Below are 12,295 nucleotides of genomic sequence, written 5' to 3' on the forward strand. Positions count from 1 at the left end.
AATCCTTATATTTTATAAAAGGAGTAACTTTCGTTACTCCATTGTTTTTTATTTTCTGGCGATGAATTGAAGCGTGTTAACCCACAGGTCGGTATAAAACGGCCAGGACATGAATTGCTGAGTTCCCCAGTGCGGCGAACAGTCACTCATAAAACAGGCGGTTTTACCCTGTTGGTATTTACCGAACACTAATAGAGGGTCATTATTTATTGTTAATACGACATCAGCATCTTCTCTGGCGACAACCTGGTTATATCCAAGAAATATCGGGTAGTCTGAGAATCCGTCTACAACAGGATGTTCAGGCGAGACAGCCTCAGCGTAGATACCCTCTGGTTTTTCTACTCGGTCATCGCCGTCAAGCATAATAACTGGCAAGACCTCGGCAAGAATGGTGTTCTTGTAATTGGCCTTTGCCTCAATACCCATAAATGACAGATAGCCGCCAATCATAAGCAGACCACCACCATTTTTGACGTACTCTTTAATTGATTCCAGAGCATTTGGCTTTATTTTGAGCTGATAGAATGTCTCGTTTTGCAACAGGAATGTATTGCTGCCGATATCGCTAATGACAATGGCATCATAACGGTTTAGTTCATCAATGCTTTCTGGAAATGCGATTTGTACGGTGTGAGCAGGCATGTAATCAATTTCCACACCACCTTTCTTTAAGCATTCCAGTAACCATGTAGCGCCTTCTTCATATTTACTGGAGGTAAAGCTGTCATAACCTTTTGAATGAATCATGTGAATATGCCAGGATTCTCCAATAAAGAGCACCTTTAGTTTTTTCTGCGTATTGTTCATAGTCTGCTCCTTGATTTAGTGAGTTGAGATAGTTTGTTTGTAATGTGAACTCTGAATGCGATGTAGAACGGATTCGTTTTCTGGCATGTCAGAGGCATTGGGTGTTTCAACAGCAAGCGAGGCGAATGCGCTGGCGTAGCATAATGCGGATGCCAGTGATTTTCCTTTAGCAAGGCCAGATGCGAGTGCGCCATTGAAGGCGTCGCCAGCTCCTGCGGTGTTTTTTACAACTGCCGGGAATGCCGGAGAATAGATGAATTGCGTTCCGTCATAAGCGAGAGATCCTTTGCTACCTAAAGTAATAATGGTATTTTTTACACCTTTCTGATGAATAATCTTCGCTGCACATTTGGCTGACTCAATGTCATTGACGGACATGTTTGCCAGGAGACCAGCTTCGGTTTCATTTGGCGTAATATAATCGATGTCATCAATGATGGTATTGACCATTTCATTGTATGGCGCTGGATTGATAATTACCGGTATGTCATTTTTTTGTGCGAGACGAATTGTTTGCTGAAGCGCCTCATAATTTGTCTCCAGTTGTACAAGTACAATATCTGAATGGGTAATGGCTTCTTTTTGTATGGTGATTTCATCAGGTGAAATTGTCATATTAGCACCGGGATAGATAGCGATGACGTTATCCCCGGTATCTCCATTCACCATGATGGTAGCTGTACCAGTTTGTGTTTCTTTGGTCTGGTAGATTACACTTTTATGGATTTTTGATGAGTTTATAAAATTAATGGCGTAATCACTAAAATGGTCTGACCCTACTTTAGTAATAAAATGCACATCAGAATCGGCATAGCTTGCTGCTAATGCTTGATTACATCCTTTACCGCCTGGCGAAAAAATAAATTTATCGGCAAGTAATGATTCTCCTGTCGAGGGTAGCCTCGGTAGGTAACTGATAATATCAACATTGAACGAGCCAATAACACATACATTATTTTTCATGGCAGAGAGACCTTTTTTTATTTTCTGCGCTGATTCATATTTTTCCAGCACATAAGCAATTTCGTTTTTTGCAACGTTATCAAGAGAATCAAGGGTAATAAATGCACCACCATGACAGCGAGTGAGATATCCCTGTCCGGCAAGTTCATTGAGATCTGAGCGAATGGTTTCTTTTGTTACCTTGAGACTTTTCGCCAGATTTGAAACTTTTACAACTCCCGAAATACTGATTTCTTTCAATATTCTATGATGGCGTTCAAATTTCATTTTTTACCTCACCGTGGTTAAGTTAGTCCCAGGAGAAGTATATTGTTGTGATTGTCACCATAAAGTGATGGCAGAAACCAAAAAAAAACAAAAATGTAATATTAATATTATTAACGTTACGAAAAATAGCGATGAAGATAAAAAGGTGAATAACCATATAATTCAGGTGGTTGTTAGGCCTGAACATGACGGCGGGGGAAACGATGGACTGCAATCAAAAACTCTATGCCAGGGTCGGATAGCGCTTCTGCTCCTGAATTTAACGGTGAGATATAACGGATAATGGCCTACAGCGTTCAGAACGATGTCGGCCTTATTGGTTGGTTATGGCGCATATCGCTGCAGCGATTCAGACCAGCGGAATATTTGGCTGCTTTTATCCTGCAGGTTTACGCGCTCTAAATCATAAAACCCGTGCGTTTTTGCCGAACGCATTTTGAGGATATATTTACTTTCGCTGATGTCGTGCTGTCTTGTACCGTCTTTATTCCACTCTCCGGCGATGTCCGTATATTGATAAACAAGGTCGGAATATACGTTGATTATCCTGTTGTCTTTGATCGCATAGAGCTCCAGCACTTCATAAAATGCGCCGCCGCCGGAATACGCCTCAGAGTATCCACCGCGCACCCCAAACGCCAGCGTATCGGGTGCGATCCGGTACGGTGCCAGATCCAGTTTTGTATAATAGGCCAGCGGTCTGACGGACTCATCATCGCTCTCTTTTTCGGCGGTTTTATTCCACTCAGAGAGTTGGTTTAATGGTTTTTCCGAGCGTGCAATCGGCGTTAGCTGTTGGTTCTGCCAGGAAAAAACGCCGAGATATAATTTATTGGCGTGCCCGTTGCTGTAGTTTTCCGGACAGTTGTTATCCGCGTATCTCTTTGCCTGCCCGGCGTCGGCTGGATTGTCGGCGAAACAGGCGACACCGATATATTTGCCGTCTTTGCCCCAGGCTTTGGCACCCGTGAGGATCAGGTTGTCAGGATCTTCATTCGGCGCAACCCAGGCAATCCACGCGTTCTCAGATAATCCCTGTGGAAGCTCGCCAAATCCTTTGGCAGATGTTGCTCCTGCCATTTGCTCAGCAAAAATCTGTTTACCTTCCGGGTGTTGAATGGCGCTGGGCACGGAATCGAGATTTTGTACGGTAGTGGCGAAAGCAGGGGAGAGTGCTGCCAGCAACACCAGGGGAAGGTACTTTTTCACTCTTGCGTCCTTTCAATAAGAAGGGCGATAAGACTCGCCCTTAATTTTATTTCACGCGCGCCATAAAGTAGGCATCAACGTATTCACCGTTGCGCAGGCCGTATTTCTTACCTGTGCCTTCGATTTCAAAGCCGTATTTCTTATACACCGCCACGGCCGGCTCATTATCAACAAATACCGTTAGCTCAATACGCTCGACGCGCAGCCAGTTGTCGCACATGTCGATCATCGTGCGAATCAACGCGCTGGCAACGCCGCGATTGTGCCACCGTGCATCCACGCAGATACCAAAATCAGCCACGTGGCTGCGGCGCGGGCGTTGCGCGACCTCAATACAGAGATGCCCCACGACGATATCGTCAATGCAGGCAACCAGTTGTTTGACCCCGGCTTGCTCGGTTAGCCTCGCTTGCCACATCTCGAGGGAAGGATGAGGAACCTGTAGCGTGTTGTGGTACACCTCCGGCTGGGCGTGGATCTGACGAATTACGTCGTAATCTTTCGGTTCAGCGTGGCGTATCACTATCTCACTCATTCCTTATCTCCAGCAGGGTTAATTGTGTATTTACACTCGCTGAGAAAGAAAATTCCGTCAACTGCATTTTTTTGCAAAAAGAAGTAGACAAGTGCGAATGAGAATGATTATTATTGCTCTGCGTTCAGGGGAACCCCTACGGAGAACCTGAAAGCACGACATTGCTCACATTGCTTCCAGTATTACTTTAGCCAGCTTTTGCTGGCTTTTTTTTTGAGGTTTTGTGTCTGCCTGGCTTACTTGCCATTTCGTCCCCGGGAAGTGCTCGTGCTCCTCACGTACATTTAGTACGCTCCGGGCCCTGCGCGCTTGCTGTGAACAAACTGCCTGCGACGCCGACGGCCGATCCTGTCGCCCTGTGGTGCAGTTCAAGCGCCATCCGGCAAAGAATCCAACATTCAGTCTCCAGCCGCTTTGCGCTATGGTGTAGACAATCACCTTCGAAAGGATCGTCTCATGACCTTACACTGCGCATTTATTGGTTTTGGTAAAAGCACCACTCGCTACCATTTGCCGTACGTCCTCAACCGCAAAAATAGCTGGCATGTCGCGCACATTTTTCGCCGCCACGCCAAGCCGGAAGAGCAGGCACCACAATATTCACATATTCACTTCACCAGTGACCTTGACGAGATCTTAAACGATCCGCAGGTGAAGCTGGTGATCGTCTGTACCCATGCTGACAGCCATTTTGAATACGCCAAACGTGCGCTGGAAGCGGGTAAAAACGTGTTGGTTGAGAAACCCTTCACGCCGACGCTTGCGCAAGCAAAAGCACTGTTCGAACTGGCGCAAAGCAAAGGGCTGACCGTTACGCCATATCAGAACCGTCGTTTTGATTCCTGCTTCCTCACCGCTAAAAAAGCGATTGAGAGCGGCAAGCTCGGTGAAATTGTTGAGGTTGAAAGCCATTTCGATTATTACCGCCCCGAGGCGGAAACCAAGCCGGGACTGCCGCAGGACGGCGCATTCTATGGTCTGGGCGTACACACCATGGATCAGATTATCTCGCTGTTCGGTCGTCCCGATTGCGTGGCCTATGACATCCGCAGCCTGCGCAACAAAGCGAATCCGGACGATACCTTTGAAGCGCAGCTGTTCTACGGCTCTCTGAAAGCCATTGTTAAAACCAGTCACTTGGTGAAAATCGACTATCCGAAGTTTATCGTTCACGGTACCAAAGGCTCGTTTGTGAAGTACGGCATCGACCAGCAGGAAACCAGCCTGAAGGCCAATATCATGCCAGGTGAGCCAGGTTTCGCTGCTGACGATTCCATTGGGATGCTGGAGTACGTTAACGATGACGGCCTGACGGTAAAAGAAGAGGTGCAGCCGGAAGTGGGGGATTATGGTCGCGTCTATGATGCGCTTTACCAGACGCTGACAGCCGGTACGCCTAATTACGTCAAGGAATCTGAAGTTCTTACCAACCTGGAACTCCTCGAACGCGCCTTTGAACAGGCTTCTCCGGCGACGATAACTCTCGCCAAATAGCCTGCGCAGACTCCTCTGGGCTTGTTCATTTTTTTTGAACAGAGGAGTCAATTTTCACCCTCTATGATCCCCGGCGGATTGAGTCCACACTTACTCCATCGAAAACATCTGGGGGTGAACACAATGATCTACTTACGCAAAGCTAATGACCGTGGCCACGCTAATCATGGCTGGCTCGATTCCTGGCATACCTTCTCTTTTGCCAACTACTATGACCCAAATTTTATGGGGTTCTCGGCACTGCGCGTGATTAACGATGACGTGATCGACGCAGGTCAGGGCTTTGGTACTCATCCCCATAAAGACATGGAAATCCTGACTTACGTGCTGGAAGGCGCGGTGGAACATCAGGACAGCATGGGGAACAAAGAGCAGGTTCCGGCCGGTGAGTTCCAGATAATGAGCGCCGGGACGGGGATCCGTCACTCGGAGTACAACCCGAGCAATACTGAGAAGCTGCATCTGTATCAGATTTGGATCATGCCGCAGGAAAACGGTATTACCCCACGCTATGAGCAGCGCCGTTTTGATGCCGCTCAGGGTAAACAACTGGTGCTGTCGCCGGATGCCCGTGATGGCTCGCTGAAAGTGTACCAGGATATGGAGCTTTACCGTTGGGCACTGATCAAAGATGAGCAGTCGGTGCATCAGATTGCCGCTGAACGCCGCGTCTGGATCCAGGTAGTAAAAGGTAACGTGACAATTAACGGGACCAAAGCGACCACCAGCGATGGTCTGGCAATCTGGGATGAGCAGGCCATTTCTATTCATGCCGACAGCGACAGCGAAGTGTTGTTGTTTGATCTGCCGCCAGTATAAAAATACACGGCATGCTTAAAGCCGCATCTGTGTTGGCTTTCCTCGCTCACCCCGGTCGCGTACTTAATGTACGCTCCCGGGGATTTACTGCGTCGCCGCCTTGATGCAACTCGAATGATTTTGTGTATTTCTCACAATAAAAAACTCCTTTTTTTCTCTGCGAAGGTTCACGCACGTCCGTGGTAAACTGGGGGAATCTATCCCTTTTTAACGCTTCAGGACGATGAAAAAGAAAAGACCCGTACTTCAGGATGTAGCCGACCGCGTGGGCGTGACCAAAATGACGGTCAGCCGCTTTTTGCGTAACCCGGAGCAGGTCTCCGTGGCGCTGCGGGGCAAAATTGCCGCTGCACTTGATGAGCTGGGTTATATTCCCAATCGCGCTCCTGATATCCTTTCTAACGCCACCAGCCGCGCTATCGGCGTGCTGTTACCGTCTCTTACTAACCAGGTTTTTGCTGAAGTGCTACGCGGCATTGAGGCTGTCACTGACGCTCATGGTTATCAAACCATGCTGGCGCACTACGGCTATAAGCCTGAGATGGAACAAGAGCGTCTGGAATCGATGCTGTCGTGGAATATTGATGGCCTGATCCTCACCGAACGTAGCCATACGCCCCGTACGCTGAAAATGATTGAGGTTGCCGGTATCCCGGTGGTTGAGCTGATGGACAGCCAGTCCCCATGCCTTGATATTGCCGTGGGCTTCGACAACTTCGAAGCCGCGCGTCAGATGACAGCCGCTATCATCGCCCGCGGGCACCGTCATGTTGCCTATCTTGGCGCACGCCTTGATGAACGTACTATCATCAAACAGAGAGGCTACGAGCAGGCAATGCGCGATGCCGACCTGGTGCCGTACAGCGTGATGGTGGAGCAGTCTTCTTCCTACTCCTCCGGTATTGAACTTATCCGTCAGGCGCGGCGTGAATACCCGCAGCTTGATGGTGTCTTTTGTACCAACGATGACCTGGCGGTAGGGGCGGCCTTCGAATGCCAGCGTTTAGGGCTGAAAATCCCTGATGACATGGCGATTGCCGGATTCCACGGTCACGACATCGGGCAGGTGATGGAGCCGCGTCTGGCGAGCGTGCTCACGCCGCGTGAACGCATGGGCAGCATTGGCGCAGAACGTCTGCTGGCGCGCATCCGCGGTGAAGCCGTCACACCTAAAATGTTAGATTTAGGTTTCACCTTGTCACCGGGCGGATCTATTTAAGCCAACAAGTTTGAAGTAGCTCACACTTATACACTTCGAGCACGAATGGATATTGCTTCTCTATTTATCCGGCTGGACAATGTTACCGATAACAGTTACCCGTAACAATTTCCTGATTCTTGTACCAGTGGGGGCAACGCTTTGAGCACGACTAATCATGATCACCACGTTTACGTTCTGATGGGCGTATCGGGCAGCGGTAAATCTGCTGTCGCCAGCGAAGTGGCGCATCAACTGCAGGCCGCGTTTCTTGATGGCGATTTTCTCCATCCGCGCAGCAACATCATGAAAATGGCTTCCGGTGAGCCACTCAACGATGACGACCGCAAACCGTGGTTACAGGCGTTGAATGACGCCGCCTTTGCGATGCAGCGTACCAACAAGGTTTCGCTGATCGTCTGTTCCGCCCTGAAAAAAGTCTATCGCGACCAGCTACGCGACGGTAACCCGAACCTCTCTTTCATCTATCTGAAAGGGGATTTTGACGTTATCGAAAGCCGCCTGAAAGCGCGTAAAGGTCACTTCTTCAAAACGCAGATGCTGGTGACCCAGTTTGAAGCGCTGGAAGAACCGGGTGCGAATGAAAACGATGTACTGGTGGTCGATATCGATCAACCACTGGACGGTGTGGTCGCCAGCACCATTGAGGTTATTAACCAGGGCAGTAAGTAGTGAGTACATTAACGCTTGTTTTAACAGCAGTAGGGTCCGTTTTATTACTGCTGTTTTTAGTGATGAAGGCGCGTATGCACGCCTTCGTTGCTTTGATGGTGGTATCCATTGGTGCAGGTCTCTTTTCCGGTATGCCGCTCGATAAAATCGCGGCGACCATGGAAAAAGGGATGGGAGGCACGCTCGGTTTCCTGGCGATTGTTGTGGCGCTGGGGGCGATGTTCGGCAAGATTTTGCATGAGACCGGAGCTGTCGATCAGATTGCCGTCAAAATGCTGAAATCCTTCGGTCACAGCCGCGCACATTATGCGATTGGCCTGGCCGGTCTGATTTGCGCGCTGCCGCTGTTCTTTGAGGTGGCGATTGTGCTGCTGATTAGCGTGGCATTCTCAATGGCGCGCCATACGGGGACAAACCTGGTTAAGCTTGTGATCCCGCTGTTTGCGGGCGTAGCGGCTGCTGCGGCATTCCTGCTGCCTGGGCCTGCGCCGATGCTGCTGGCCTCTCAGATGCACGCCGACTTTGGCTGGATGATCCTGATTGGCCTGTGTGCCGCGATTCCGGGCATGATTATCGCCGGGCCGCTGTGGGGGAGTTTCATCAGCCGTTACGTCGAGCTGCACGTACCGGAAGATATTTCCGAGCCGCATTTGGGCGAAGGCAAAATGCCATCCTTTGGCTTCAGCTTATCGCTTATCCTGCTGCCGCTGGTGCTGGTGGGACTGAAAACTATCGCCGCACGCTTTGTTCCGGTCGGTTCTACAACCTATGAATGGTTCGAGTTTATCGGTCACCCGTTTACCGCGATTCTGGTTGCCTGTCTGGTGGCAATTTACGGTCTGGCGGTACGCCAGGGCATGCCAAAAGACCGCGTGATGGAGATCTGTGGTCATGCGCTGCAGCCAGCGGGGATTATTCTGCTGGTGATTGGTGCGGGCGGTGTATTCAAACAGGTTCTGGTTGATTCTGGCGTCGGTCCGGCGCTGGGCGAAGCGTTAACCGGTATGGGTCTGCCGATTGCCATCACCTGCTTCGTGCTGGCGGCGGCGGTGCGTATCATTCAGGGTTCCGCGACTGTGGCCTGCTTAACGGCGGTCGGTCTGGTGATGCCGGTGATTGAGCAACTGAACTACTCCGGTGCCCAGATGGCGGCACTGTCTATCTGTATCGCGGGCGGCTCTATCGTGGTCAGCCACGTTAACGACGCTGGTTTCTGGTTGTTCGGTAAATTTACCGGTGCGACCGAAGCGCAAACGCTGAAGACCTGGACGATGATGGAAACCATCCTCGGCACGGTCGGTGCTATTGTCGGTATGATTGCCTTTCAGCTGTTGAGCTGATGGCATTGCCCGGTGGCGCTTACGCTTACCGGGCCTGGAAACGAGCACACATCCACACCGTAGGCCGGGTAAGCGCAAGCGCTACCCGGCTTTTTTATAGCACGACCAGCCCTTCTTCTGTTTTCAGCCAGCGCGGCGCTTTTAGCGTATCGGCGAAATAGCCCACCAGATCCTGCAGTAAGTCACCCGTCACTCGTTCCATCTCGTCAGACAGCGTTTTACTCATCAGCAGGTGCGTTAATAACTGACAGTAGCGCCCCATCTGGTCTGGTTCCGGCTCGAAAAGGGGAAAACGGGTCGGGAATGTTTCTACCGTCAGGCTCGCTTGCAGATGCTGCGGTACAGGCTCCGTTAAGGTCGGTTGCAATAACGCGAGACAGGCCGACAGACGTGCACAAATCGCCAGTTTTTCAACCGGGTCATGGCATTCAACCAGCCCTTCGACAAAACGCTCGCAGTTATCCGCCAGTTCGGTGAAATCCGTGGCAGGGCTAAAGGGCAGGGTAAATAAAGAGTGTGAAAAGAGAGGGGTAGTCGCCATAGGGCAGCCTCCAGTATGTTTTATTTAAACCACCACCGGAGAGGCTAATCTCGCGGGTGGCGGAATCGAGCGGAGTTAGCCTTACCGGTCATACTGGATACCGGCGCGTCTTGCGACGCCCCCGCTCGACCCGCCATTGAGACGAAATCGGTCGCACGACATAGAAGTATATGTCGCCAGTATGATTTTCAGAAGGCTAATTCTGGCACCTGATTTTGCAGGTGCAGCGAGAAGATAATGCCAATCCGCGATGCTGACAAGAGGGCATTCCGGAAGGCACCTCGCAGAAATGAAAATACGTTTTTTCAGCGAGTTAAAAGCGTAAGGAATACCTGAAATTACAGCGGTGCCGGAGAGCCGGGATTGTTAAGGGGGGGCTGCGTAGCCCCCCCCTTAACACGTTCACTGGTGACGAGATCTCAGAGAAGTAATGAGCATAACGTGAACGGAACTGTTCTCCGGGTAACATGCTATCTGAGCCAAAAAGGAGAGATTACCCCTTCATCCACATCCTTACGCCGTCGAGGAACATCTGGGTAGCCATCATCACCAGAATCAGCCCCATCAGGCGCTCCAGTGCGTTCACCCCTTTCTCGCCCAGCAGGCGTAAAAACAGCGAAGACTGCAGCAAAATCACAAAAGTACCGCCCCAGGCGATCAGCAGAGCAATCACCAGATGCCCCATCTGGTTCGGATACTGATGTGATAACAGCATTAATGAAGCCAGGATTGTCGGACCGGCTACCAGCGGAATCGCCAGCGGCACGATAAACGGCTCTTCGCCTGCCGGAAGCCCGGTGCTATTCCCGGTGGCGCTGGGGAAAATCATCTTAATGGCGATCAGGAACAAAATGATGCCCCCGGAGATCGATACGGTTTCCGCGCGCAGGTTAAGAAATGCCAGTATTTTCTCGCCAGCAAACAGGAATATCAGCATCACCAACAGCGCAATGAACAGCTCGCGAATCATAATCGCGCGGCGGCGTTTGGGTTCGGTATGTTTCAATACGGACATGAAAATGGGCAGATTTCCGAGCGGGTCCATAATAAGGATCAATAAAACTGCCGCTGAAATAATTTCATTCATAACTCAAATTCCCTTACTATTACCGCGGACTTTCTGCTTGCTTGCGCAGCGGGATAAGTCGCATTACTGATGGCTTCGCTATCATTGATTAATTTCACTTGCGACTTTGGCTGCTTTTTGTATGGTGAAGGATAGGCCAGTAGGATACTGGTTAGCATACACAGCACACATCTCTGCAGGAAAAAAACGCTATGAAAAATGTTGGTTTTATCGGCTGGCGCGGTATGGTCGGCTCTGTTCTCATGCAACGCATGGTTGAGGAGCGTGACTTCGACGCCATTCGCCCTGTTTTCTTTTCTACTTCCCAGCTCGGGCAGGCGGCACCGACATTCGGTGGAACCACGACCGGCACGCTTCAGGACGCTTTTGATCTGGATGCGCTGAAGGCGCTCGATATCATCGTGACCTGTCAGGGCGGCGATTATACCAACGAAATCTATCCAAAGCTTCGTGAAAGCGGTTGGCAGGGTTACTGGATTGACGCGGCCTCTTCGCTGCGTATGAAAGACGATGCCATCATCATTCTCGATCCGGTTAACCAGGATGTCATCACTGACGGCCTGAACAAAGGTATTAAGACCTTTGTCGGCGGTAACTGTACCGTTAGCCTGATGCTGATGTCCCTCGGTGGCCTGTTTGCCAATGACCTGGTTGACTGGGTTTCTGTGGCGACCTATCAGGCGGCCTCCGGCGGCGGCGCGCGCCATATGCGCGAACTGCTGTCCCAGATGGGTCATCTGTATGGCCATGTGGCCGATGAACTGGCAACCCCTTCCTCTGCTATTCTCGATATCGAACGTAAAGTGACGACCCTGTCCCGCAGCGGTGAACTGCCGGTTGATAACTTTGGCGTACCGTTGGCCGGTAGCCTGATTCCGTGGATCGACAAACAACTTGATAACGGTCAGAGCCGCGAAGAGTGGAAGGGACAGGCTGAAACCAACAAAATTCTTAACACCTCTTCCGTGATCCCGGTTGATGGTCTGTGCGTGCGCGTCGGTGCGCTGCGCTGCCACAGCCAGGCGTTCACCATTAAACTGAAAAAAGATGTGTCTATTCCGACCGTGGAAGAACTGCTGGCAGCGCACAATCCGTGGGCCAAAGTCGTGCCAAACGATCGGGATATCACCATGCGTGAGTTAACCCCGGCGGCCGTTACCGGTACGCTGACCACGCCAGTAGGCCGTCTGCGTAAGCTGAATATGGGACCGGAGTTCCTGTCAGCCTTTACCGTGGGCGACCAGTTGCTGTGGGGTGCTGCGGAGCCATTGCGCCGTATGCTGCGTCAGTTGGCGTAATGTGGGACTGCCTGATGACGCCACGTTTATCAGGCCTACAA

At 50.7% G+C, this 12,295-nt stretch carries 12 protein-coding genes; 6 read left to right on the forward strand and 6 right to left on the reverse strand.

Going from position 1 to position 12,295, the window contains the following annotated elements; genetic code table 11:
* Positions 1-48: 48 nt before the first annotated feature.
* From KQJ19_RS09075 to yhhY, 4 genes are all read right to left on the reverse strand, one after another.
* Entirely contained in the window at positions 49-810 is a 762-nt protein-coding gene (locus KQJ19_RS09075) for a glutamine amidotransferase (RefSeq protein ID WP_216403575.1), read from the reverse strand.
* Positions 811-825: 15 nt separating this feature from the next.
* A complete protein-coding gene (locus tag KQJ19_RS09080; RefSeq protein ID WP_216403576.1) occupies positions 826-2,040 on the reverse strand; it encodes a PfkB family carbohydrate kinase in 1,215 nt (404 codons plus the stop codon).
* Positions 2,041-2,364: 324 nt separating this feature from the next.
* Positions 2,365-3,249, reverse strand: coding sequence for a hypothetical protein (locus KQJ19_RS09085; RefSeq protein ID WP_216403577.1), 885 nt, complete (start codon positions 3,247-3,249; stop codon positions 2,365-2,367).
* Between the two features lie 46 nt (positions 3,250-3,295).
* Positions 3,296-3,784, reverse strand: a complete 489-nt coding sequence (gene yhhY / locus KQJ19_RS09090) for an N-acetyltransferase (RefSeq protein ID WP_216403578.1) — start codon at positions 3,782-3,784, stop codon at positions 3,296-3,298.
* A gap of 456 nt (positions 3,785-4,240) precedes the next feature.
* Here yhhY and KQJ19_RS09095 point away from each other — a divergent pair, with 456 nt between their 5' ends.
* The 5 genes from KQJ19_RS09095 (at position 4,241) to gntU (ending at position 9,328) form a co-directional block, all read left to right on the forward strand.
* Complete coding sequence (locus KQJ19_RS09095; protein ID WP_046274517.1) at positions 4,241-5,278, forward strand: oxidoreductase; 1,038 nt, start codon at positions 4,241-4,243, stop codon at positions 5,276-5,278.
* 123 nt (positions 5,279-5,401) lie between these two features.
* A complete protein-coding gene (yhhW, locus tag KQJ19_RS09100; RefSeq protein WP_016154822.1) occupies positions 5,402-6,097 on the forward strand; it encodes a quercetin 2,3-dioxygenase in 696 nt (231 codons plus the stop codon).
* 223 nt (positions 6,098-6,320) lie between these two features.
* A complete protein-coding gene (gene gntR, locus KQJ19_RS09105) occupies positions 6,321-7,316 on the forward strand; it encodes a gluconate operon transcriptional repressor GntR (RefSeq protein ID WP_016157654.1) in 996 nt (331 codons plus the stop codon).
* A 141-nt stretch (positions 7,317-7,457) separates the two neighbouring features.
* Entirely contained in the window at positions 7,458-7,988 is a 531-nt protein-coding gene (gntK, locus tag KQJ19_RS09110; RefSeq protein ID WP_003023475.1) for a gluconokinase, read from the forward strand.
* Positions 7,988-9,328, forward strand: a complete 1,341-nt coding sequence (gntU, locus tag KQJ19_RS09115; RefSeq protein ID WP_103766948.1) for a gluconate transporter — start codon at positions 7,988-7,990, stop codon at positions 9,326-9,328. Before gntK ends, gntU begins: the two co-directional genes overlap by 1 nt.
* A gap of 94 nt (positions 9,329-9,422) precedes the next feature.
* On the opposite strand, the gene KQJ19_RS09120 is transcribed toward gntU, so the two are convergent.
* Positions 9,423-9,869 (reverse strand): hypothetical protein, encoded by a 447-nt coding sequence (locus KQJ19_RS09120; protein ID WP_181633148.1) that lies wholly within the window; start codon positions 9,867-9,869, stop codon positions 9,423-9,425.
* 493 nt (positions 9,870-10,362) lie between these two features.
* Positions 10,363-10,956, reverse strand: coding sequence for an NAAT family transporter YhgN (gene yhgN, locus KQJ19_RS09125; protein ID WP_003023480.1), 594 nt, complete (start codon positions 10,954-10,956; stop codon positions 10,363-10,365).
* Positions 10,957-11,147: 191 nt separating this feature from the next.
* Between yhgN and asd the strand changes: the two genes are divergently transcribed.
* Positions 11,148-12,254: an aspartate-semialdehyde dehydrogenase gene (gene asd / locus KQJ19_RS09130; RefSeq protein ID WP_016154818.1), complete on the forward strand. Its 1,107-nt coding sequence runs from the start codon at positions 11,148-11,150 to the stop codon at positions 12,252-12,254.
* The last annotated feature ends 41 nt before the right edge of the window (positions 12,255-12,295 follow it).

The organism is Citrobacter sp. S46_ASV_140, assembly GCF_018919545.1.
Lineage (GTDB): Bacteria > Pseudomonadota > Gammaproteobacteria > Enterobacterales > Enterobacteriaceae > Citrobacter > Citrobacter braakii.